22 protein-coding genes and 2 pseudogenes are annotated in these 23,144 nt (G+C 60.8%); 11 read left to right on the forward strand and 13 right to left on the reverse strand.

Annotated features, from left to right (window positions below; genetic code table 11):
- The 3 genes from BLW01_RS15405 to BLW01_RS15415 form a co-directional block, all read right to left on the reverse strand.
- Positions 1-996 carry a branched-chain amino acid ABC transporter permease gene (locus tag BLW01_RS15405; RefSeq protein ID WP_092571310.1) on the reverse strand — a complete coding sequence of 332 codons (996 nt, stop codon included), beginning with the start codon at positions 994-996 and terminating at the stop codon, positions 1-3.
- A gap of 2 nt (positions 997-998) precedes the next feature.
- Entirely contained in the window at positions 999-1,883 is an 885-nt protein-coding gene (locus BLW01_RS15410) for a branched-chain amino acid ABC transporter permease (RefSeq protein ID WP_092571312.1), read from the reverse strand.
- A gap of 84 nt (positions 1,884-1,967) precedes the next feature.
- Entirely contained in the window at positions 1,968-3,197 is a 1,230-nt protein-coding gene (locus BLW01_RS15415) for an ABC transporter substrate-binding protein (RefSeq protein WP_092571314.1), read from the reverse strand.
- Between the two features lie 105 nt (positions 3,198-3,302).
- On the opposite strand from BLW01_RS15415, the gene BLW01_RS15420 reads away from it, so the two are divergent.
- The gene (locus BLW01_RS15420) at positions 3,303-4,148 is read left to right on the forward strand and encodes a helix-turn-helix transcriptional regulator (RefSeq protein WP_092571316.1); all 846 of its coding nucleotides are present in this window, start codon (positions 3,303-3,305) and stop codon (positions 4,146-4,148) included.
- Between the two features lie 12 nt (positions 4,149-4,160).
- Here BLW01_RS15420 and BLW01_RS15425 read toward each other — a convergent pair whose 3' ends face one another.
- The 3 genes from BLW01_RS15425 to BLW01_RS15435 all read right to left on the reverse strand — a co-directional run bounded on the left by BLW01_RS15425 (position 4,161) and on the right by BLW01_RS15435 (position 6,019).
- Positions 4,161-4,889 carry an ABC transporter ATP-binding protein gene (locus BLW01_RS15425; protein ID WP_092571318.1) on the reverse strand — a complete coding sequence of 243 codons (729 nt, stop codon included), beginning with the start codon at positions 4,887-4,889 and terminating at the stop codon, positions 4,161-4,163.
- Positions 4,882-5,637, reverse strand: coding sequence for an ABC transporter ATP-binding protein (locus tag BLW01_RS15430; RefSeq protein ID WP_092571320.1), 756 nt, complete (start codon positions 5,635-5,637; stop codon positions 4,882-4,884). The genes BLW01_RS15425 and BLW01_RS15430 overlap by 8 nt, the downstream gene beginning before the upstream one ends.
- A gap of 172 nt (positions 5,638-5,809) precedes the next feature.
- Positions 5,810-6,019: a hypothetical protein gene (locus tag BLW01_RS15435; RefSeq protein ID WP_092571322.1), complete on the reverse strand. Its 210-nt coding sequence runs from the start codon at positions 6,017-6,019 to the stop codon at positions 5,810-5,812.
- Between the two features lie 111 nt (positions 6,020-6,130).
- Here BLW01_RS15435 and BLW01_RS15440 point away from each other — a divergent pair, with 111 nt between their 5' ends.
- The 3 genes from BLW01_RS15440 to BLW01_RS15450 all read left to right on the forward strand — a co-directional run bounded on the left by BLW01_RS15440 (position 6,131) and on the right by BLW01_RS15450 (position 10,077).
- Positions 6,131-7,606 (forward strand): DNA recombination protein RmuC, encoded by a 1,476-nt coding sequence (locus BLW01_RS15440; protein ID WP_092571324.1) that lies wholly within the window; start codon positions 6,131-6,133, stop codon positions 7,604-7,606.
- A 240-nt stretch (positions 7,607-7,846) separates the two neighbouring features.
- Complete coding sequence (locus BLW01_RS15445; protein ID WP_139243943.1) at positions 7,847-9,565, forward strand: methyl-accepting chemotaxis protein; 1,719 nt, start codon at positions 7,847-7,849, stop codon at positions 9,563-9,565.
- Positions 9,566-9,645: 80 nt separating this feature from the next.
- Complete coding sequence (locus tag BLW01_RS15450; RefSeq protein ID WP_092571327.1) at positions 9,646-10,077, forward strand: hypothetical protein; 432 nt, start codon at positions 9,646-9,648, stop codon at positions 10,075-10,077.
- 122 nt (positions 10,078-10,199) lie between these two features.
- Here the strand turns inward: BLW01_RS15450 and BLW01_RS15455 are convergent, their stop codons facing one another.
- Positions 10,200-10,784: an NADPH-dependent FMN reductase gene (locus tag BLW01_RS15455; protein ID WP_092571329.1), complete on the reverse strand. Its 585-nt coding sequence runs from the start codon at positions 10,782-10,784 to the stop codon at positions 10,200-10,202.
- Positions 10,785-10,925: 141 nt separating this feature from the next.
- Here BLW01_RS15455 and BLW01_RS15460 point away from each other — a divergent pair, with 141 nt between their 5' ends.
- Positions 10,926-12,338 carry a D-alanyl-D-alanine carboxypeptidase gene (locus BLW01_RS15460; protein WP_229806527.1) on the forward strand — a complete coding sequence of 471 codons (1,413 nt, stop codon included), beginning with the start codon at positions 10,926-10,928 and terminating at the stop codon, positions 12,336-12,338.
- 30 nt (positions 12,339-12,368) lie between these two features.
- Here the strand turns inward: BLW01_RS15460 and BLW01_RS15465 are convergent, their stop codons facing one another.
- On the reverse strand, positions 12,369-13,232 hold the full coding sequence (locus tag BLW01_RS15465; protein WP_092571331.1) for an SDR family oxidoreductase: 864 nt from the start codon (positions 13,230-13,232) through the stop codon (positions 12,369-12,371).
- 185 nt (positions 13,233-13,417) lie between these two features.
- Here BLW01_RS15465 and BLW01_RS15470 point away from each other — a divergent pair.
- The 3 genes and pseudogenes from BLW01_RS15470 to BLW01_RS15480 form a co-directional block, all read left to right on the forward strand.
- Positions 13,418-13,939 (forward strand): annotated as a pseudogene (locus BLW01_RS15470) (GTP cyclohydrolase, FolE2/MptA family); the annotation flags it as partial.
- Positions 13,927-14,193 (forward strand): annotated as a pseudogene (locus tag BLW01_RS15475) (metal ABC transporter solute-binding protein, Zn/Mn family); the annotation flags it as partial. The pseudogenes BLW01_RS15470 and BLW01_RS15475, both read left to right, overlap by 13 nt.
- Before the next feature lie 118 nt (positions 14,194-14,311).
- Positions 14,312-15,187 (forward strand): DMT family transporter, encoded by an 876-nt coding sequence (locus BLW01_RS15480; protein ID WP_092571333.1) that lies wholly within the window; start codon positions 14,312-14,314, stop codon positions 15,185-15,187.
- A gap of 7 nt (positions 15,188-15,194) precedes the next feature.
- Here BLW01_RS15480 and BLW01_RS15485 read toward each other — a convergent pair whose 3' ends face one another.
- Positions 15,195-15,707: a C40 family peptidase gene (locus BLW01_RS15485; RefSeq protein WP_229806526.1), complete on the reverse strand. Its 513-nt coding sequence runs from the start codon at positions 15,705-15,707 to the stop codon at positions 15,195-15,197.
- Complete coding sequence (locus BLW01_RS15490) at positions 15,707-16,021, reverse strand: ribbon-helix-helix domain-containing protein (protein ID WP_092571338.1); 315 nt, start codon at positions 16,019-16,021, stop codon at positions 15,707-15,709. Before BLW01_RS15490 ends, BLW01_RS15485 begins: the two co-directional genes overlap by 1 nt.
- A 258-nt stretch (positions 16,022-16,279) precedes the next feature.
- Between BLW01_RS15490 and BLW01_RS15495 the strand changes: the two genes are divergently transcribed.
- The 3 genes from BLW01_RS15495 to gloA all read left to right on the forward strand — a co-directional run bounded on the left by BLW01_RS15495 (position 16,280) and on the right by gloA (position 19,094).
- Entirely contained in the window at positions 16,280-16,861 is a 582-nt protein-coding gene (locus BLW01_RS15495) for a tat (twin-arginine translocation) pathway signal sequence (RefSeq protein ID WP_092571340.1), read from the forward strand.
- Between the two features lie 12 nt (positions 16,862-16,873).
- Positions 16,874-18,454 carry a GMC family oxidoreductase gene (locus tag BLW01_RS15500; protein WP_092571342.1) on the forward strand — a complete coding sequence of 527 codons (1,581 nt, stop codon included), beginning with the start codon at positions 16,874-16,876 and terminating at the stop codon, positions 18,452-18,454.
- A 106-nt stretch (positions 18,455-18,560) separates the two neighbouring features.
- A complete protein-coding gene (gene gloA / locus BLW01_RS15505) occupies positions 18,561-19,094 on the forward strand; it encodes a lactoylglutathione lyase (protein ID WP_092571344.1) in 534 nt (177 codons plus the stop codon).
- A gap of 16 nt (positions 19,095-19,110) precedes the next feature.
- Here gloA and BLW01_RS15510 read toward each other — a convergent pair whose 3' ends face one another.
- From BLW01_RS15510 to BLW01_RS15520, 3 genes are all read right to left on the reverse strand, one after another.
- The gene (locus tag BLW01_RS15510) at positions 19,111-20,127 is read right to left on the reverse strand and encodes an asparaginase domain-containing protein (protein WP_092571346.1); all 1,017 of its coding nucleotides are present in this window, start codon (positions 20,125-20,127) and stop codon (positions 19,111-19,113) included.
- Between the two features lie 2 nt (positions 20,128-20,129).
- Positions 20,130-21,530, reverse strand: a complete 1,401-nt coding sequence (locus BLW01_RS15515; protein WP_092571348.1) for an aspartate ammonia-lyase — start codon at positions 21,528-21,530, stop codon at positions 20,130-20,132.
- A 79-nt stretch (positions 21,531-21,609) separates the two neighbouring features.
- Complete coding sequence (locus tag BLW01_RS15520; protein WP_092571350.1) at positions 21,610-23,085, reverse strand: alanine/glycine:cation symporter family protein; 1,476 nt, start codon at positions 23,083-23,085, stop codon at positions 21,610-21,612.
- Between the last annotated feature and the right edge of the window lie 59 nt (positions 23,086-23,144).

Raw genomic sequence — 23,144 nt, forward strand, 5'->3', positions numbered from 1 at the left:
TTATGCTCCATTAGGTGAGTTGGATGTGTCGGGTTCTGCGTGGACCTCAGTGCTTGTCGAGGGCTCGGATCGGTGCTGGAAACGCTGCTCGATCTGACCCAGAACACCACGGCGGAATACCAGGATGCAGGTCATGAACACCACGCCGGTGATGACCGTCACCCAGCCGCCAAAGGGATCCAGATAGTGGCCGAGCGTCGAAATGATGGCGGCGCCGACGGCGGGCCCGAAAATGGTGTTCATCCCGCCCAGCAGGGTCATGAGGATAACGTCGCCGGAGGTGTGCCAGTGCACGTCACTGAGGGCGGCCAACTGGAAGATGATGGCCTTGAGCGAACCGGCGATGCCGGAGAGGCCTGCCGATATCGTAAAGACCATCACCTTGTAACGAGCGACCGGATAGCCCAGCGACACGGCGCGCGGCTCGTGCTCGCGGATGGCGCGAAGCACGTGTCCGAATGGCGAATTGACCGTGCGCCAGATGACCCATAGGCCGGCGCCAATGATGGCCAGTACGACATAATAGAGGGCGGTGTCGTTGCGGAGATCGATGATGCCCAGGAAGACCCCGCGCGGGATGCGTTGCAGTCCATCCTCCGCACCGGTGAACGGCGCCTGCAGGAAGAAAAAGTAAACCAGTTGGGACATCGCCAGGGTGATCATTGCCAGGTAGATGCCGCTGCGGCGGATTGCCAGGGCTCCGATCACCGCGCCCAACAGTGCTGCCACGAGGCCACCGGCAAGGATTCCCAGGTCGGTGGGCACGCCGTACTCCTTGACCAGTTGCCCGGTGACATAAGCGCCGGTGCCGAAAAAGGCGGCATGGCCGAACGAGAGGATACCGGTGTGACCGAGCAGCAGGTTGAAGGCACAGGCGAACAGTACGAAACACAACGCCTTCATGACGAATATGTCGTAGACCAGGGACGGCATGAAGGGTACCAGCAACAATGCCGCCAAACCGATTGTGGATAAGACGAGAAGCCAGCGTCGCATGATCAGCCCTCCTCTCTGCCGAACAGGCCTGCCGGCCGCAACATGAGCACCAGCACCATGATCAGAAAGACGATGGTGGAGGAGAATTCCGAATAGAAAAGCCGCGTCAGGCCCTCAACGACACCCAGGCCGAGTCCCGTGATGATTGCGCCCTTGATGGAGCCGAGCCCACCGATGACCACGATCGCGAATATCGTGATGACCAGACTGGAGCCCATGGAGGGATTGACGTGGAAGATCGGGGCGGCCAGCACGCCGGCAAACGCCGCCAGGCCGACACCGGCACCGTAGGTTAGCGTCACCAGGCGTGGCACATTGATACCGAAGGCCTGGGTGAGGTCCGGACGCTCCGTGGCTGCCCTCAGGCTGGCGCCCAGCGAAGTGCGCTCGATGACATACCAGGTAACCAGGCAGGACGACAGCGCCGCCACGATGACGAAGGCACGATAGAGTGGCAATACCATGAAACCGAGATTGATGGTGCCGGTCAGCATGTCGGGCGTGGAGAAAGGCTGGCCGGATGAGCCGAATGCGACCCGAAACCCGCCTTCCAGTACCAGTACCAGGCTGAAGGTCAGCAATAAGCCGTAGATGGGGTCGAGTCCGTACAGTCGCCGCAGGAACAGCCATTCGAACAGCATGCCTACCAACGCCACGAACACGGGAGCGAGGAACAGCACGAACCAATAGTTGGCACCGAGATGTTGCGCCAGCAGGAACGCCGTGAAGGCACCCAGCATGAAGAAGGCGCCATGGGCGAAATTGACGATTTTCAGTACGCCGAAGATGATCGCCAGGCCGAGACTCAAAACGGCATAGAAGCTGCCGTTGACGATGCCCAGCATGAGTTGGCCCATCAAGGCTTGGAGTGGAACACCGAAGAGCATGGAATCACCTGCACACAACGGAAATGAGGTCGGTCAGCGTCCGCTACTCCACAAGGTCGTGGAGCAGCGGGAAAGGATTGCCTGTCATTCATCGTCGAGCAGGTGGCAGGTGCTCTCTTCCAGCGGTTGGAAGGCTTCCTCGCCGGGAATGGTCGTCACCAGTTCCAGATAATCGTAGTCGTATTCCGATGCATCGGGTGACTTCACTTTCCAAAGGTACTGGTCGTGTACCATGCGGCCGTTGGGGCGGATATAGCCATCCGACGCGAAGAAATCGTTGATCTTCATCTCACGCATCGCCTCGGACACCGCCGCGGAATCATCACTGCCGGCTTCCTCGATGGCCTTCAGGTAGTGCATGGTCGATGAGTAGTTACCGGCGTGCGCCATGTTGGGCATGCGATCGGTGCGCTCATAGAAACGCTCCGAGAACTCGCGGGTGTCCTCGTCGGCATCCCAGTAGAAGGCATTGGTCAGCAGCAGTTCCTGGGCGGTTTCCAGTCCGAGGCTGTCGATGTCGTCGTACCACAGCAGCAGGGCGGCGGGCTGCTGATCGGGTGTGACGCCGAATTCGGCCAGGGCGTTGATGGCGTTGATGGCATCGGCGCCGGTAGAGGCGATACCGATGATCTCGGCGTTGGAGGCCTGTGCCTGCAGCGCGTAAGAGGAGAAATCGGAAGTATCCAGCGGATGCCGTGCTGCACCGACCACTTGGCCGCCGGCATCGCGCACCACCTCGGATACCTGCTCTTCAAGACCAATACCGAAGGCGAAATCCACCGTCAGGAAGAACCAGGATTCTCCACCATCCTCGACGATCGACTTGCCGGTTCCGTGGGCCAGCGAGTGGGCATCGTAGGTGTAGTGCGTGACATAAGGGGAGCAGTACTCGTTGGTCAGATCCACCGTGGAGGAGGAGTTGACGATGGCGTGACGCTCGCGTTCATCGGCGACGGCAGCCACCGCTAGCGCGACCCCGGAATTGGACAGGTCGTTGATCATGTCCACGCCTTCGCTGTCGTACCATTCGCGGGCGCGGCTGGCACCGGTATCGGCTTCATTGCGATGGTCGCCATGGATGACCTCGATAGGTACCCCATTGACCTCGCCACCGAAATCCTCCACTGCCATTTCCACGGCCGTGACAGCGGCTTCGCCGGACAGGTCACTGTAAATGCCTGACATGTCGGTCAGCACGCCGATTCGCACTACGTCGTCGGTGTAACCGTCATCCGCCACTGCGCTGGAAATACCGCCGATTCCCAGCACTGCGGAGGACAACGCGATCGTTGTAAAAGCGTTCTTGGCTGGCATGATTCTCTCCTGCTCGCTTTGTTGAGCTGTTGTTATCGTTGGCGTCGATGGCATCTTGTGTTTATGTCTCCGTTACTAGTTAGGGCTAAATGAGACACTTGCGCCATGGCTTCAGAGCACGACTACCTATCCGAAACACACATTATTGGTGAAGACACCCATCAGTGGATCGTGCGAGTGGATGACTGCCCGGCGCTCGAACAGCGACATATCTCCCATGTGGGAGTCGGCGATGCGGCCGTGCCGTATCGCATCGTTCGCACCCGCCTGAGTGGTTCGTATATTCATGGGTCATTGGGAGGTGAGGGACGGATGTTGCTCGACGGGCGTTGGCGAACCATGCGACGTAACATGATGTCGTTCGCGCCCGCGCACGGCTTGCATGCGTTCCATGCGGTACCGGAAAGCCGCTGGCAATACTGTTGGCTGCGTTACCTGCCGAGTGCGCCACGCTCCGTGGTGGGAACGATCGCCCCGATCATGCAGCATTTCGATCCGGAACCGATGAAGCACGCCATTCTCGGGCTTTACAGCGAGGTCTTCCATGGGCAGGGCGATACGGCTAGCTGCGTGATGTGGGTGGACACCATCGAGCGCTACATCTCGCGCTTTGCCGATCCATGGCGGCGCGATCCCCGTATCGTGGCGGTCTTCGATGCCGTGATGCCGACCCTGGAAAAGCACTGGACCATCGAAGAAATGGCCGACATCGCCCATGTCAGTACCGAGCATCTGCGGCGTATCAGCCTCAAGGTGTTCGGGCGCAGTCCAATGCAGCAGCTCACGCAGTTGCGCATGCAGCATGCTGCCCACCTGTTGGCCACGACCGATGAACCGGTAGAGGAAATCGCCGTACGAGTGGGTTACCAGAGCCCCTTTGCCTTTTCCAAGACATTCAAGCGCATGAAGGGTGTCTCACCCTCCCACTTTCGCCACCATTCCCGTGAGTGACGCGGCAACCCGTCAAACGCCCAGCCGTTCCAGGACATCATTTGCGTGGTGCTGGATGGTCCGGCGGTCATAGCTGGCGACGACCCGGCCATGGTCGATCAGATAGTGATAGTCGGCGACCGACATGGCGAATTTCAGGTTCTGTTCGACCAGCAGAATGGTATATCCCTGCTGTTTGAGGCGGGCGATGGTACTGCCGATCTGCTCGACGATACTGGGAGCCAGCCCCTCGGTGGGCTCGTCGAGGAGCAGCAGATTGGCGCCGGTCCTCAGGATGCGGCCGATTGCCAGCATCTGCTGCTCACCGCCGGAGAGCTTGGAGCCAGGGCTGTGCAGCCGCTCACGGAGATTCGGGAACAGATCCAGTACCTGATCGGTGCTGAGTCCCGATCGGTTGATGCGGGGTGGCAGTTCCAGGTTCTCCTTCACATCCAGCGTTGCGTAGATACCGCGATCCTCGGGACAGAATGCCACCCCCTGGGGGGCGATCTCATAGGGGGGCAGGTCGATGATCTCGGTATCCTGGATCCGAATCGACCCGCGTCGTTGCGGCACCATGCCCATGATCGACTTCAAGGTGGTCGATTTCCCCGCGCCATTGCGACCGAGCAGAGTGACGACACTGCCTCGGGGGACCGTGATATCGATGCCATGCAGTACATGGCTCTCGCCATACCAGGCGTGCAGGTCTTGAATGGCCAGCAGCGGTTCATCGATAGGGTCGCGGGCGGCTTCAGGCATGCTGTGCTCCTCCGATATAGGATTCGATCACCCGTTCGTCACGTGAAACGGTGGCATAGTCACCCTCCACCAGCACACCGCCCCGGGCCAGAACCGTGATCCGGTCGCACAGTTCCGCGACCACACCGAGGTTGTGCTCGACCATCAATACGGTACGTCCACGTGACACAGAGCGAATGAGATCGGCAATGCGTCCGACATCTTCGGTCCCCATGCCGGCCATGGGTTCGTCGAGCAGCATGACTTCAGGGTCCAGTGCCAGGGTGGTGGCGAGCTCCAGCGCACGCTTGCGACCGTAGGGCAACTCGGCAGCGGGCGTGTCGGCGGCATCCGTTAGGCCGACGTCCGCCAGCAGTTCCATGGCACGACCACGCAGATGATCGAGGCGTCGCACGGAGCTCCAGAAATCATAAGACTCGCCACGATGACGCTGCAGGGCCAGTTTGACGTTTTCCAGAACGGTGAGTTGGCCGAAGACCGCGGATATCTGGAAAGAACGCACCATGCCGAGGCGCGCCACGCGATCCGGCTTGAGTGAGGTGATATCCCGCCCCTTGAAGTGAATCGTGCCGTCACTGGGTCTGAGGAACTTGGTCAGTAGATTGAAACAGGTGGTTTTCCCGGCGCCATTGGCCCCGATCAGGGCATGGATCGACTCTGCTTCGACCCGCAGGGAAATATCGTCCACCGCCTTGAATCCCTTGAAACTCTTGGTCAGGTGAGATGTTTCGATGATTGGCTCAGCCATCGCATGCTCCGCCAGGATTGTTGTTATCGTGCGGTTGGGTCACCGTCCTGAGGACCAGTTATGCGGTAAAGGGCCAGGCGATACCATGGCCGGAGCACACCAAGCCCTGTCCAAAAACCACATGAAGTCGGTCAGGACGGGGCATGTCGGCTGATTCAGGGAAACGAAAGTGCTAGCGGTCCGGTGCGTCGTTCTGCGGGCGAGTCTCGCCGGTTTCATCGCGAATGGTGCCGGCCCGATCCGGGTCGTCATCCTGCGGCGTGCCCCACACCGTTTCGCGGCTGCCGTCCGGATAGGTGTTGACGGTACAGCCCGTCAGTCCGGTTGTGGCCAGCAGCACGGCGGTCAAACCGATCAACGCCAGTGATTTGGGTGCATTCATGAAAGGCTCCCGGTCAGCATGAGCATGAGTGGCATCCGATGGATACGTTGTATCCCCTCAGGATACCATTGATGACTGCAATATCACTGCCGATCGACAAGGATGCACCGAATGCCATTCGATTCACTGATTTACGTGCTTGCCACCGCATTACTGGCGGCTGTCGCGGCCTGGGCGCTGGCCGGTTGGTTCGGGGCGCGGCGTCGTCGCTCGCTGGAATCGGAGGCGGCCGTCATGCGCGAACAACTTGAGCAGCAGCGCTCGGAAGTCTCTCGGCTCGGTGAGGCGTTGAAGACGGCCGAAGCGGCGCAGTCGGATGATCGTGTGCGTATTGCCAAACTGGAGTCCGAACTCGAGGCACGGGATCAAACGTTGGCTCAGCTTCGGCAGGAGCGTGAAACGCTGCAATCGCAACTCACCGCCGAGCAGAAGCGTGCCCAGGAAATGGCGCAGGAGAAAACCCGCTTGGCGGAGACGCTGGAGTTGAAGCAGGCCCACTTTCAGGAGCAACTCGCTCTGCTCGAACGTAACCGCGAACAACTCAAGCAGGAGTTCGAGAATCTCGCCAACGATATCCTCGATCGCAAGGGCAAGGCCTTCTCTGAGTTGTCCCAGAAGAATATTCATGGCTTGCTGCAACCGATCCAGAGCGAGATGAAAGGCTTTCGCGAGAAAGTCGAGTCGATCCATCATCAGGAGACCGAGCAGCGGGTGGCACTACGCACCGAGCTCAAGAACCTCCAGTCACTCAACCGAGAGATCACCGACCAGGCCGACAAGCTCACCAAAGCGCTGCAGGGGCAGAAAAAGTTGCAGGGCAATTGGGGGGAATTGATGCTCGAGAACGTGCTCGATGGCGCCGGCCTGCGCCTGGGCAAGGACTATCAGCGAGAGGTCAGTTTCTCCACAGAGGACGGGCGCCAGCGGCCGGACGCGATCGTCTATCTGCCGCAAGGCAAACACATGGTGATCGATGCCAAGACGTCCTTGGCGGCCTATACGCGTTATGTGAACAGCGAGGACGAGCAAGAGCGGCGTCAAGCACTGGCCGAGCACAGCCAGGCCGTATCGGACCGCATCCGTGAACTGTCGGACCGTCATTACTATGATCTGCCCGGCCTGAACTCCCCGGAAGTCGTGATCATGTTCATTCCGGTGGAATCGGCCTACGTGGAGGCGCTCAAGCACGATGAAGGTTTGTATCAGCGTGCCATCGAAAACAATGTCCTGGTGGCGACCCCCACCACCCTGCTGACCAGTCTCAATATCGTGCGACAGCTCTGGCGGTTCGAGGATCAGAGCAAGCATACCGCCGAACTCGCCAATCGGGCTGAAAAGTTCTACAGCAAGCTGACCACGTTCCTCGGCAGTATGGAGGATGTCGGCAGGAAGCTCGATGGCGCACGCCAGAGTTATGACAAAGCCTTGGGACAACTGGTCAATGGCCGCGGCAACCTCATCAAACAGACCGCTGAATTCAAGGATCTGGGCGTGGCTGTCAAGAAGGAGTTACCCCATGAGCTGGTCGAGCGCGCCAACCTCGAATTGAACCACGATACGGATGATGGCGAAGGGACACGAGAGTGATTGCGTCCATTTTTGTACAAGTTCGATTTTCGATAATGGTGTTGGCGTTTTTTTATTAACTAATTGATTATTATTGTATAATTTCCTTGTTTTCGGTGTAATGAAAACAAGGAGAACAAATTGTTACGCACTAAAGTTGTACAATTGTAGCGTTCTGGTACAACCTGTCTCCCATACCCGCCAGGTTGGCCGCATGTGCGCCCTTGTCGGGTCATAATAACCTGACGTGGAGGCGCAGACGTGAACTGGATTGGCTCAAGATTCAATAACATGGGCGTCGGTGCTCGCTTGATGAGCGGCTTTGGCATCCTGCTGGCACTGATGATCCTGGTGACCGCTATCGGGGTCTATCAGGTCAACGAGATCGACCGCGGAATGAAGATGATCAATGACGTGAATGCGGTCAAACAGCGTTTTGCCATCAACTTCCGCGGGAGTGTGCACGACCGTGCCATCGCCCTCCGTGATCTCACGCTGGTCGAGGATGAGCAACGCGTTGATGCGCTGCTGGCCGATATCGAGGCACTGGAAGCGGACTATCGCGAGGCTGCCGAGGGCATGGAGACGATGTTCGCGGAGCGTGATGATATCACCCGTGACGAACGCGACGCGCTGGGAGCTATCCAGTCCATCCAGAGTGAGGCCATGCCGTTGGCACGTGAGATCGTGAATCTGCGTGAGGCGGGTGAGACCGATGAGGCTCGTGAGGTCCTGTTGTCCAGCGCCGGACCCGCCTTCAGCGAATGGTTGGATCGCATCAATGTCTTCATCGACCTGCAGGAAGACATGAACCAGGCGGAAACCGCGGTGGCCCGCGATCTGGCCGAAGGTTTTCAGATCTTCATGCTGGCCCTGTGTGGTGGTGCGTTAGTGATCGGCATGGGAGTGGCGTGGTTGCAGACTCGCCAGCTCAAGCGTGAGTTGGGGGCCGAGCCTAATGAGGTCCGCGCGTTCGCCGAGGCGGTTGGTCAGGGAGACCTGATGACCCGCGCACGCCTCAAGAAAGGCGATACCCGCAGTATCATGGCAAGTTTGGTGACGATGTCCGAACAGCTCCAGCAGACCGTGATGCGGGTGCGGGCCTCCGCTCAGGCCGTGGCCAGTAACAGCGATCAGATTGCCCAAGGCAATCACGAACTCTCCTCGCGGACCGAGCAGCAGGCCAGTGCGCTGGCGGAAACGGCATCGGCCATGGAAGAGTTGAGTACGACGGTCTCTCAGAATGCGGAACATGCCAGTCAGGCCGATGAACTGGCGGTCAACACATCCCGGACCGCTGACGAAAGCGGCGATGTCGTCAACCGGATGGTCGATTCCATGCGTGCGATCAACGAACGCTCCAAAGAGATTTCCGACATCGTTTCCACGATCGATGGCATTGCGTTTCAGACCAACATTCTGGCACTGAATGCATCGGTTGAAGCGGCAAGGGCCGGTGAACAGGGACGCGGGTTTGCGGTCGTCGCCGGTGAGGTGCGCCAGCTGGCCCAGCGCAGTGCCGAGGCTGCCAAGGAAGTGGAAGAGCGTATCAGCGGTAGTGTGGCCCAGGTCGAGGAAGGGGCGCGCCTGGCGGAGCAGGTCGGCCATTCCACACAGGAAATGGTGGCGTCGGCCCAGCGTGTCACACAGATCATGAACGAGATCAGTCACGCCAACCAGGAACAGAGTGTCGGCGTGAAACAGGTCGGTGAAGCGGTGACTCAGATGGACCAGGTCACTCAACAGAACGTGACACTGGTCGAAGAGAGTACCAGTGCGTCGGATAACCTGCGTGAGCAGGCACGTCGGTTGCTGGATGCCATGGCCGGCTTCCGGCTTGATGAGCAGGCATCCCATCAGTCAATCGATAGGGCGATGGCACGACAGGGCACTGGATCGTCGTTTGCATCGCGCCCGGCCCTGACGGCACCGAGTACACCGATGGCGGCATCGCGTAAATCGGAGTGGGAAGCCTTCTGACACCCTCGGAGAGCTTCTGAATCGACAACCGCTCCTCGTGGTCTCATGGGGAGCGGTTATCATCATGAGGAGGAGCCAAAATGCCACGCTGGGCACGAGTCACGATATCGATTCTGTTGGCGGTAGGGTTGGCGGGGTGTGCCTCCGGATCGCTAGAGCAACGGGCGACCCCCTTGATGCCCGGTGAACCGTACGAGGGTATGCTGGGGCCGGGGAGCGAGGTGTTCACTTTCACTCTGGACGAACCGGCCAGTATCGTTCTGGAAAGTTATATTCCCCTGGGCCGGATGGCTTCGGTGGCGCCCAATGGTCAGCTGCTCGATGACGAGGGTGACGTCGTGGCGCGTGACTGGCATAGCGGGGAAGGGCGAAACTTCCGCATCGAGACGGAGTTGCCCGCCGGTACCTGGTACCTGCGGGTCAATGATGGACTGGGCTGCAATTCCGAGTGGAACTGCCGGAATATCGACCGCGATTACGGGGTGACCTTGACCATCGATGACACGCTCTGACGTTACGAGTCGAGAGCTTGCCGGTTGCTTCTGTTGCTGAGTGGCGCAAGTTGCTGGCCGATAAGCACGAGGCAATGGTGCACCCATTGATGCGAAGGTCGTCTGTCTGACGGGGAAGCGCATCATTGTCTGAGTTGATGCGATACGCGGACCAGTTCGGCACAGAGAGCGTCCAGCGTTTGCCGGTGCTGCTCGTCAGCGAGACTGTCCTGATCATCGAAGGCGTCTCTGGCGTGAGCCACGGCGAGTTGCTGCGGCAGAACATGTACGCCGATATTGCCAAGCATCATCCGCAAAGGCACCAGTCCTCTCAGGCCACCAAAACCGCCGGGAGACGTTGCGCAAAGCCCGGCCACTTTGCCACGGAACGCCGCCAATGGCGGTTCCTCGGCCGTTTCACGCCGCGATATCCAGTCGAGAGTGTTCTTGAGCAACGGGGCAAGACTGCTGTTATATTCAGGAGCAGCGATCAAGAAGCCGTCACTGTCACGGAATAGGGCCTTCAGTCGCTGCCCCGGTTCCGGGACTCCCTGTTCCGCTTCCAGATCGCCATCGTAGAGCGGCATGGGGTAGTCGGCCAGATCGATGAGTGTCACGTCGGCGCCATGCGCTTCCAGGCGGGAGGCGGCAAGGTGCGCCAGGCGCTTGTTGAAGGACTGACGACGGGCACTGCCGGCGAAACAGAGTAGTTGCGGGGTATCGCTCATGGCATGATTCCTTCGTGAACGGGAGAACTGGAGCCGTATTGGTCCTGTCTTTCGCTGGACAGATTGCCATACATGCCCATAATGCTTCTATTATGCGTCATGGTGTTGATGCAGCAGGGAACGATCGGGAGATAACAAAAGATGAAAGGACGACCCCGTTCGCGCGTCGGGTATCTGACAGCGGTACCCTTCATGCTATTGATGATCACAACGTTGATGCTCGGGCTGGCGACATCGGCCCAGGCCGCGAATCCGCGTTATGCATCCATTGTAGTCGATGCGGCCACCGGCGAAGTTCTCCATGGCGAGAATGCCACTGCGACACGCTATCCGGCATCGCTGACGAAGATGATGACCTTGTATCTGCTGTTCGAGGCCCTGGAGGAGGGGCGAGTCACCCCCGATCAAGCGCTGCCGGTCTCGAGCTATGCAGCCTCCAAGCCGGCGTCCAAGTTATGGCTACCGGCGGGCAGCAGTATTACGGTACGCGAGGCGATTCCTGCGTTGGTGATTCGTTCGGCCAACGATGTGGCGACTGTCGTGGCGGAGGCCCTGGGCGGCAGCGAGTCGGGTTTCGCCCGCCAGATGAATGCCAAGGCCAGGGAATTGGATATGATATCCACGCATTTCCGTAACCCGTCCGGTCTCCCCGATCCCGAGCAAGTGTCCACGGCACGTGACATGGCGATCCTGTCAGTGCGGTTGATGAACGACTTCCCGCAGTACTACCACCATTTCTCCCGAACCAGTTTCGTTTATAAGGGCAAGACCCATAACGGTCACAACCGCTTGCTCAAGAACTACGCCGGCGCCGATGGGCTCAAGACCGGTTATATCAATGCGTCAGGCTTCAATGTGGCCACGTCCGCGGTTCGCGAAGGACGGCGTCTTATTGCTGTCGTCATGGGAGGATTCACCGCCCAGTCACGCGATGCCCACATGGCGGAGTTGCTCGATCGTGGCTTCATGCGAGCGTCTATGGCGACCGGGAATGACTGGGTTGCCAGTGCCGATGTCTCGGGCAATGTCGAACCGTTACCGGCGTCGGCGCCCGTCCGCATGGCCGAACTGATCGACGCCGAAGATCCCATCAGTGTAGCAACGGCCGGCGTCTCCGATTCTGACGCAGCGCGGAACACGGATGATGGTCTGGCCGGCGAAGGCGCCACCTCCGTTGATGACGAAGATACCTTCGCTGCGGCAAGTGGCAGCGATGCCCAAGCGGCTGACGACATCATGACCGGGAGTGACACACGCCTCTCTGATGACCCGATCATGGCCCTGATTTCCCAATCGGAGAGCCAGGCTGCCGTCGGTGGTGACTGGGCCGTTCAGGTCGGTGCCTTCGAGGATCCCGGCCGGGCCCGCAACACGGCGTCACAGGCGGCCGATTACCTGCAGGATTCACTGCAGCCGACCGTGGATATCACGGAAGGGGCTGCCGATCAGCATAAGGTGTTCCGTGCCCGGTTGGTCGACATGGAAGAGCGGGAAGCGCGCCAGGCCTGTGAACAACTCTTCCAGCAGGGCATCGACTGCATGGTCGTCAGGTAATCGTTCAGCGATGGTCGATGCGAGTCGAGCTCATTCCCGCTCACCCCGTGTCGAGCGCAGGAGCACCCGGTCCATTCCTCGGGTGCTTAATACTCGCTTGAGTGCGGCGAACAAGTGGGTGGGAACGGTGACCGCGTAGCGGGGCTTCGGGCGCGGGTGTTCCAGGGCGTGAATGAGTTTTTCCACCACGGCGTCGGCATCGAGCGTGAAGGGGGCCTTGCCGGCCGGGTTGGCCAACCGTGCTTCCACTTTCTCGTAAGTCTTTGCATGGGCGCTGTTTGTCGTGTCGATATTCGCCTTGAAGGCGCGATGGGCATTCTCGCGGAAGCGGCTGGTGATCGGGCCGGGCTGAATCAGGCTGACATGGATTCCGCTGCCATCGAGTTCCTGGCGCAGGGTGTCGGTGAGACCTTCGAGGGCGAACTTGGAGCACACGTAGGCACCACGATAGGGCAGGGCGGCGAAGCCGAGTACCGAGCTGTTGTGCACGATACGGCCATGGCCCTGGGCGCGCATCATCGGCAACACGCGGGTGGTTAGCTCATGGGTGCCGAGCAGGTTGGTCTCCAACTGCGCTTGCAATACGTTTCGTGTCAGATCTTCCACCGCGCCGGGCTGGCCGTAGGCGCCATTGTTGAACAGTGCCGTCAGTATTCCACCGGTTTGCTGCCTGACTGCTGCCACCGCGGCTTCGATCGAAGTGCTATCTGCCAGATCCAACTGCAGTGCCTCGAGTCCTTCTTCCTTGAGCCGTGTGACGTCGTGGTCCTTCCTGGCGGTGGCAAACACTCGCCAGCCGCGTGCCGCCATAGCATGGGCCGCGGTATGGCCAATGCCACTCGAGCAGCCGGTGATCAGCAGGTTTCGTGTCGAGTTCGCTGGGGGTTCCACCATGTGTCTCTCCACTCGGCCTTGAAGGGGATGGGGGTAGGCGTATCGTACCCGAACGATATGACTCGACAGAGGGTTCGGCAACTCCAAGGGTGCTCCGCTAACCTTGATGGTAGGCTCGACCTTTCGACATACCAGTCGTGTCGACAGGTACAGTTGTCGTTATTACGTCAGTCATCATCCAGCCGCTAGCCACACTCGAGGCCATATTGCGTTCGCTCAATTCGCAGGCGGAAGTGATTTCCATGAGCCACGGTGAGGTGCCGTTGGACAAGGTCCTCGATACCGGTCGCTTCAGTTTCGAGTATGCCAGTCAGGCACCGGGATGGCTCCCGGAAATGCGAGGCGAGCATGTTCCCGAGACCGAAGAGTATGGTATCTCGAGCTTCACGTATCGTGCCCGACGTCCCTTCCATCCAGAGAAATTTTTCGCGCTGCTGCACGGCGACGAATTTGGCGACAACCTGATGTTCTGTGAGGATGCGGTACGCCGCCTCCACCATGGATTACGTGACCACGCTGCCGTGGATGGCTTTCAGATACGTGTCGTACATGCTGAAAGCTTGCACGCCCACGATGCCGCGGCAGCGGGGATGATCAGCAGCGCCGCGCTCAGCAGTACCCCCACGACCTTGAGTGCCACAGCCACGACGCTTACCACTATTTCGAGAACCGCTTCGGGGTATCGGCAGTCGGTGCCATTTCGCTAGGTGACGCTTCGGATCCCAGCCCGGCCTGGATCAAGGAACTGCAACAGCGTGTGGACGCGATGGATGTCGACTGCATCTTCAGCGAGCCTCAGTTCAATCCGGAGCTGGTCGAGACGGTCTTCGGCGATAGTGACGTCAGCACCTCCGAAGTCATCGATCCGCTGGGTGTGGATCTAGAGTTGGGGCCGTCGCTGTATCCCCGGCTGATCGATCAACTGGCGGATACCATCGCTCGCTGCGCCGTCAATTCCTGACCATTGACGAGCCTATGGCTCCTCTCCTGCTATCGGACAGGTCCCGGGCATCGCCAGGACGTCCCGGGTCAGTTATGTTAGGCGACGGTCATTCATTCGGAGCAGCAAGGAGGGGCCGATGTCACCGTCGCTGCGGGGCATTCTGTGGATGTGTGCCGGCGTGTTCTGCCTGTCGGTGGGGGACGCCATCTCCAAGTGGCTGGGCGAGGTGCATTCGCCGGTTCAGATCATCTTCTTCCGTACCCTGATATCGGTACCGCTGATCGCCTTGATCGCCCATTTCAACGGCGGCCTGCGTAAGTTGACGACGCGTCGACCCGGCGTGCACCTGATCCGGGGGCTGATCGCGACCGGCACCATGTTCTGTTTCGTGTTCGGCCTGACGATGCTGCCACTGGCCGAGACGACGGCCATCGCGTTTGCGGCTCCGTTGTTCGTGACACTGTTATCGGTGCCCCTGCTCGGAGAGAAGGTCGACCGTTTGCCCTTGATCGCCGCCATCGTCGGTTTCCTGGGCGTGCTGATCGTGGTGCGTCCGGGTGTGGCGGGGTTTCATCCGGGCGCTTTCGTCGTGATCGGGGCGGCGCTGTGCTATGCACTGCTGATGATAACGGCGCGTCGGTACGGCGTGCGTGAATACCTCTGGGCGATGGTGTTCTATGTCACCCTGGTGCCGTTGCTCATCACGGCGGTGCTACTTCCCTGGGTCTGGACCATACCCTGGCCTATCCATTGGCTGGGGTTCCTGGGCTCCGGCATCTTCGGTGTCAGTGCCATGGCCTGTATTACCCTGGCATTCCGTTATGCTCCGGCAGCGCTGGCTGCACCGCTCGATTACACCGCCATGGTCTGGGCGGTGCTGCTCGGCTGGTGGTTATGGGGCGAAGTACCGGACCTGTGGGTGTATGTCGGGACACTGGTCATCATCGGCAGCGGGCTGGCAATCGCCTACCATGAGCGACGCACGACGCTGAAACGCCGTCCGACTTCATGAAACGGTGTCACGGGGCCGGGCCGGCAGCGCCGAGATAGCGTTTCTGCCAATAATCGATGTCCAGCGAGGTGGTGGTGACTTGTCGGCCTCGGCCCGGGGCGTGAATCATCCGTCCGTCACCGAGATAGATGCCCACATGATTGGCCTTGCCGCGTCCTTTCCCGGTCGCGAAGAACAACAGGTCGCCCGGCCGTGCCGTCTCGACACTCGGTAGTTCACGGTACTGCGCGTCGGAGGAGCGCGGTACGGCAATGCCGGCAGCCTGGTAGCTCATCTGGACCAGGCCGGAACAGTCCAATCCCGACTCGCTCGTGCCACCCCAGCGGTAGGGAGTCCCCATGGCCCGTTTGGCCCGCGAAAGAATCAGTGCCCGCTCGATGGAAAGGTCCTCGGCGTGGCGGCTGTCATCGCGCGGAATGGTGGCCTGGCCCGCACAGCCGGTCAGCAGCGCGAGCATCATCAGGAATAACCACAGTTGCCAGTCCCTGGCCTGCATGACCGCCTCCGTGGAGCGTGGCATCAGGCCAGTTGCTGACTCAGGGATGCCGTGGCGTCGGGTTCCGGCGTCGATCCAGCACGCAGATGCAGGTGTACGGCGCAGGCGACCCGCAGCATCGACGCCAGGTTGGGCACTTCGCCCTTGTCCTCGATGACTTCACCGTAAAGCTTGCTGATGAAACGACCGGTCGACATTCCCTGATCAGCGGCCAGATCGTCGAGAATTTCCCAGAATTCGTTTTCGAGACGCACACTGGTCACGCAGCCCTGCAAGCGCACCGAGCGGGTGGTGCTTTCATAGCGGCTGGGATCAGTAGAGGCATACACATGACACATGGCGAACACTCTTCGACTCAGCGGGACTCACTTCTTACATTAGCTTCATCCGACCGATCGGGCCAGAGCCAAGAGCGACCGGACGCCGCTCGCAAGATCAATGTCATCAGACCTTAGGCTAAGTAGTAACCCATTGTTACCTGTTGGCTCCTCCCCGGGCATACGCTCGAATCAGATGCCGTCGTGACATCGTGGCATTCGTGGACACAACAATAATCGTCACGTCCATGCGGCGTGCCGAGATGGGAGAAACCCGCCATGCTGACAACACCGCTATCCCGCCGCGTCTTCCTCAAGAGCAGTGGCGGGGTCATCGCCGGAACCCTGGCATTCGCCTCAGGACCGATAGCGCTTCTCGCGCCGTCGCGAAGTTGGGCAATGTCACTGGATACCCTCGATTCACGCCAAGGCGACATGCTGCTGGCCGTCGCCAGGCACATCTTCCCTCACCGGGGACTGGAAGATGCCGTCTACGCCTATGTAGTCAAGGATCTCGACCGGATGGCCGGCGAGGATGACGCTGTCCATACCCTCTTGAGTGACGGTCTGGCCGTACTGGATGACGAGGCCGATGGTGACTGGCTGGCCCTGGATGAGGAAGCGCGCATGGCCGTACTGGCCCCGCTGGCCGAGAGCGACTTCTTCGAACAGGTGCGTGCCAATGCCGTGGTATCCCTCTACGACAACGAACTGGCTTTCGCCCATTTCGGTTATCAGGGCGAGGAAGGCAATGCCGGTTATCTGCGTAATGGCTTCAATGACTTGACCTGGCTGCCCGATCCACCCAAGCCGGAGGGTGGTTACCTGCCGGATGAAGAGCCTGAAGCCCAGAACACGTGAGGAGATTCCATCATGGCCATGACCGACAATCAAAAGACCTTCGATCATGATGACGACAATGTCGTGGTGATCATCGGCTCGGGCGCCGGCGGCGGCACTCTGGCCAACGAGCTGGCTCAGCAGGGCATCGATGTGGTGGTACTGGAAGCGGGAGCCATCCATACGCGTGGGGATTTCGTCGCCGATGAGTGGGCGGCATTCAGCCAGCTCTCCTGGCTGGATGGGCGCACCACCTCGGGTAGCTTTCGTCTCGCTCGGGACTTCCCCAACCTGCCGGCCTGGATCGTCAAGGCCGTCGGCGGTACCACCGTGCACTGGGCCGGCGCCAGCCTGCGCATCCAGCCTCACGAATTCGAAGCGTTGTCGCACTATGGTGAAGTGGCCGACGCCAACCTGCTGGATTGGCCGCTCAGCTATGACGATCTCGCCCCCTATTACGACAACGCCGAGAAGCGCATGGGTGTGACGCGGACTCATGGCAACAAGGGGCTGCCCGGCAACAATAACTTCAAGGTGATGTATGCCGGTGCCCAGAAACTGGGCTATGACTGCAATACCGGCCACATGGCGATCAACACCGTGAGTGGCAACGGCCGTGCGGCCTGTCAGCAGCGGGGATTCTGCTTCCAGGGCTGTTCGACCGGCGCCAAGTGGTCGACGCTCTACACGGAACTGCCGGCCGCGATCGAAACCGGCCACATGGAGCTGCGGCCCGAGGCGCAGGTGGCCAGGATCGAACACGACGATAGTGGCAAGGTGACCGCAGTGGTCTATTTCGATGCCGATGGCAACGAACAGCGTCAGAAAGCCCGTCTCGTCGCGGTGGCCGGCAACTCGATAGAAACACCGCGTCTACTGCTCAACTCCGAGAGTTCGATGTTTCCCGATGGGCTGGCCAATGGCTCCGGTCAGGTGGGGCGCAATTACATGCGCCACATGACCGGCTCGGTCTACGCGACCTTCGATGAACCGGTGCACATGTATCGCGGTACGACCATGGCCGGCATCATCGCCGACGAATCCGGTCATGATCCCGCGCGTGGTTTCGTCGGCGGCTATGAGATGGAGACGCTGTCCCTGGGCCTGCCTTTCATGGCCGCCTTCCTCGACCCCGGTGCTTGGGGGCACAAGTTCACCAACGCACTGGATCAATACGATCATATGGCAGGCATGTGGCTGGTGGGCGAGGACATGCCGCGCGAGACCAACCGCATCACACTCAGCGAGACCAAGGATTCGCATGGCCTGCCGGTGGCCAATGTCCACTATGACGATCACCCCAACGACGTCGCCATGCGGGAACATGCCTACCGTCAGGGCAGCAACCTCTACAAGGCGGTGGGCGCCAGGGATGTCTACGAAGTGCCGCCCTATCCCTCGACCCACAACCTGGGGACCTGCCGGATGAGCGAGAAGGCCGAGGAGGGGGTATGCAACAGCTATGGCCAGACCCACGATATCCCCAACCTGTTCATCTCCGATGGCAGCCAGTTCACCACCTCGGCGGCGGAGAACCCGACCCTGACGATCGTCTCGTTGGCGATTCGTCAGGCCGAGCATATCGGTGAACTGATGAAGGAGGGCACGGTATAGATCGGTATCACGATGATAGGGGTGGTAACCGGCAGGTATCATCCCCATCTTCCTGGCGAGTCGTCGCTGATGGCATCACCTTTCAACTGACACGAGGAGAGTCCGAATGAGCTTCAACGGAGAACAGCATCCCGGCGTGAAGCAACCGACTGCCGAATCGCAAGGGTTCCGGCTCAATCACACTATGCTGCGTATCAAGGACCCTGAAAAGGCGTTGGCCTTCTATTCTCGAGTCTTCGGCATGAGCGTGGTGCGCCGCCTGGATTTCGAGGAGATGCAGTTCACGCTCTATTTCCTGGCCAAGCTGGAAGCCGACGACGATGTGCCCGAGGACGACGCCCAGCGCACCGCCTGGACCTTCAGCCAGAAGGGGCTGCTGGAGCTGACCCACAACTGGGGCAGCGAGGACGATCCGGATCTGCAATACCATGATGGCAACGCCGAACCCCAGGGCTTCGGGCACATCTGCTTCTCGGTGCCGGACCTGAAAGCGGCCGAAGCCTGGTTCGATGCCAATGACGTCGAATTCATCAAACGCTCCGATCAGGGCAAGATGCAGAATGTCGTGTTCGTCAAGGACGTCGACGGCTACTGGATCGAGGTCGTACAAGCCGACTTGCTGGGCCACATGGGGGATTGACGCAACAGCGTTGACACTAGTGCGCGCACATCTCGCCGCGCAGCGGGCGGGACAGGGCGTCACGCAGTGCCTGGCCGCGTTGCCCGCGAGCCAGAAGCACGTCCAGTTTGGTGATCGCCGCCTCGGGGGTGAGATCCCGTCCGGCGATGACACCGGCGTCCTCGAGTTGCCGGCCGGTCGCGTAGGTTCCCTGCTGCACCATGCCCTGGCCGCACTGGGTCACGTTGACGATAGCCAGGCCGCGCTCGGTGGCCTGGCGCAGGCAGGTGAGCAACTGGCCGTCGAGTCCGGGAGGGTTGCCGACACCGTAGGTCATGAGCACCAGGCCCTGGAGCTGTGGGTCGTCGAGCTGCCGGGTGACCTGTCGCGGTGACAGTCCGGGGTGGCAGTGCAGTACGGCGGTGCGCCCCGCCTCGAAGTCGGCCGGGGTCAGGTCGGGAGTACCGACCGGGAGTGGCGGGAGACCGTTGAGGCGTAGCGCGATGCCTGCCTCGCCGAGCCAGGGGGCGTTGGGTGAGTCGAAGGCATCCAGACCCTGGGTGCGACACTTGCGTGCGCGGTTGCCGCGCAGCAGGCGGTCGTGGAAGGCAATGCATACCTCGCGGGGCGCGCGCGAATGCCCGGCTGCCTGCATGGCCAGAACGACGTTGTTCAGGGCATCGCTGCGTGGTTCCCCCAACGGGATCTGGGCGCCGGTCAACACCACCGGCTTGTCCAGCGGGCCGAGCAGGAAGGAGAGCGCCGAAGCGGTGTAGGCCAGGGTGTCGGTGCCGTGCAGGATCACGAAGCCGTCGTAGCTCGTCCAGACCTCGGCCAGAGTGGCAACCAGCCGATTCCATGCCACAGGTGCCAGGTCGGCGCTGTCGATCAGCGGATGCAGGGTCTGCAGATCGTGGTTGGGCAGGCGGTTGGCCGGCTGGGCTACCAGTGCTGCATCCAACTGCTCGGCGAACCGTCGTGAGGGCACATAGCCCTTTGACGAGGGTTGCATGCCCAGGGTGCCGCCAGTGTAGAGGATCAACAGGCGTGACATGCTTAGGCCTCCGTCGAGGGGGCCAGCATGGCCTGGGGGCTCAACAGCGCATCGACCCGGGCGGGATCCAGCAACGCTTCGGCGATCACCAGCTCGCGGATCGTGGCGCCACTGTGCAGGGCCTGCCGCACGATGCGCGTGGCGTTGGCGTAGCCGATGTGCGGGACCAGCGCGGTCACTACACCGATGCTGTGTTCGACGTGCCGGGCGCAGGTCTCGCGGTTGGCCTCGATGCCGACGATGCAGCGGCTGCGCAGCATATGGCAAGCCTCGCCCAGCATGCGCATGGCGTTGAGCAGGTTGTAGACGATCATCGGCTCCATGGCGTTGAGCTGTAACTGCCCCGCCTCGGCGGCCAGGGTCACTGCCAGATCGCTGGCGATCACCTGATTGGCCGTCTGGTTCACCGCTTCGGGGATCACCGGGTTGACCTTGCCGGGCATGATCGAGGAACCAGGCTGTACGGGGGGCAGAGTGATTTCCCCGAGCCCGGTACGCGGCCCGCTCGAGAGCAGGCGCAGGTCGTTGCACAGCTTGCCCAGTTTGATGGCGAAGCGCTTGAGCATCCCCGACAGGAAGACGAAGGCGCCCATGTCCGAGGTAGCCTCGATCAGGTGTGATGCCGGCACCAGCGGTCGGCCGGACAGCCGCGCCAGGTGCTCGACGGCCAACGCCTGGTAGCGTGCCGGCGCATTGATGCCGGTGCCAATGGCGGTGCCACCCAGGTTGACTTCGCAGAGTAGCCGCTGGGCTTCCTGCAGGCGATCGATGTCCTCGCCGAGGTTCACTGCGAAGGCCTCGAACTCCTGGCCCAGTGTCATCGGCACTGCATCCTGTAGCTGGGTGCGCCCCATCTTGACCACGTCGGCGAAAGCCACGGCCTTCTCCTGGAGGGCCTCGCCCAACTCGCCGATGGCCGTAATCAAGGGCTGTGCGGCGAACTGCAGACTCAGGCAGGCGGCGGTGGGATAGGCGTCGTTGGTCGATTGGGAGCGATTGACATCGTCGTTGGGATGCAGATGCTGGTAGGCCCCCTTGGGGTGGCCCAGCTTGGCCAGCGCCAGATTGGCGATCACCTCGTTGGCGTTCATGTTGGTGGAAGTGCCTGCGCCGCCCTGGATCAGGTCGACCACGAACTGGTCGTGCAGTGCGCCGTCCTGGATGTCGGCGCAGGCAGCCTGGATCGCCTCGGCCTTGCGGGGCTCGAGCACGCCGAGTTCTCGGTTGGCGTGGGCTGCGGCCGACTTGACCATGGCCAGTGCCCGTACCAGCTCGGGGAAGTGGCTGATCGGGATGCCGGTGATGCGGAAGTTCTCCAGCGCGCGCTGGGTCTGGATGCCGTACCAGGCGTCCGCAGCGAGGGCGCGTTCGCCCAACAGATCATGTTCGATGCGTGTGGTCATGGCGTAAGCGCTCTTGCGTCAGATAAGTACGCCGGCCCTTCCAAGGGGCGGACCGGCGCGGTAGCAGGACAGGCGTAGATCATTCAGCGATGGGGGCACGGGTCGCCTTGGCGCTGCTGGCATGCAGGCGCTCCATGTCCTCTGGCTCGAGATCCCAGGCCTGCGGGTAGAGGTTCAGGTCCGGGTGCTTGTTGGCGTCGAAGATCGGCTGGGCCACGCCCTGGCGACGCTGATCGTCGTAGTCCTTGAGGATGCGCAGGCCCTTCTTGAACAGCAGAATCAGTGCAACCAGGTTGGTGACCGCCAGCAAGCCCATGGTCACATCGGCAAAACCGAATACTGAGTCCAGGTTGGTGGTGGCACCCCAGCACACCAGCAGCACGATCGCCACGCGGAAGGCGTTGAACAGGTTCTGGTTATCGCGGCTGAAGAAGTTCAGGCTGTTTTCGCCCAGGTAGTAGTTATAGAGGATGGTGCTGAAGGCAAACAGCAGCAGCGCCACGCTGACGAAGGAGCGCCCCCACTCGCCGACATGGTCGGCCAACGCTGCCTGGGTCAGGGCAATTCCCTCGACATTGCCGCTGGCTCCCGGTTCATAGGCACCGCTGAGCAGAATCAAAAAGGCGGTGGAGGAGCAAATGATCAGGGTGTCGATGAACACCGAAAAGGCCTGAACGACACCCTGGTTGGCGGGGTGCGGTACATAAGCCACCGCAGCCACATTCGGCGCACTGCCCAGGCCGGCTTCGTTGGAGAACAGCCCGCGCTTGAGTCCCATCATGAGCGCGGCACCGATACCACCGCCGATGGCCGGTTCGAGGCCGAAGGCACTCTGGACAATCAGCGTTACCACCTCGGGCAGGCGCTCAACATTCATGCCAACCACGATCAGTGCGATCGTCAGGTAGCCCACGGCCATGAACGGCACGAGCACTTCGGAGATGCGGGCTATCCGCTTGATGCCGCCGAAGATGATCAGGCCGACCAGCATGGCCAGGGCGATACCGCTGTAGAGAACCGGCACGCCGAAGGCGTCGTTGAAAGAGGTCGACACGGCGTAGGATTGCAGGGCGGTGAAGGCGAAGCCGAAGGTCAACAGCAGTAGCGCGGAATAGAAGCCGGCCAGCCAGCGCCAGTTGCGGCCAAGACCCTTGACGATGTAATAGGCCGGTCCGCCGCGATAGGTGCCGTCACCCTGGGGCTGCTTGAAGGTCTGGGCCAGGGTGCATTCCAGGAAGCTCGTGGCCATGCCCATCAGGCCGACCAGCCACATCCAGAACACCGCCCCCGGGCCCCCCAGGGTGATGGCCACGGCGACGCCGGCGATGTTGCCGCCACCCACGCGACCGGCCACGGACAGCACCAGCGCCTGGAAACTGCTGAGGTGGCCATGCTTGTCATGACGGAAGGCCTGGCCGGACCCCAGTATCTGGAACATGCGGCCGAAGTAGCGAAACTGGACGAAGCGCGAGGCCACGGTGAAGCCGATGCCCACGGCGACCAGCAGGACGAGAAGGATTTTGCCCCAGAGGAGCTCGTTGAGCAGTTCAAGCATTATGGGTCTCCGATATTGTATTAGTGATAGCGCTCCTTGATTGAAACAGTTGATCGTAT

Source organism: Aidingimonas halophila (genome assembly GCF_900106955.1).
GTDB lineage: Bacteria > Pseudomonadota > Gammaproteobacteria > Pseudomonadales > Halomonadaceae > Aidingimonas > Aidingimonas halophila.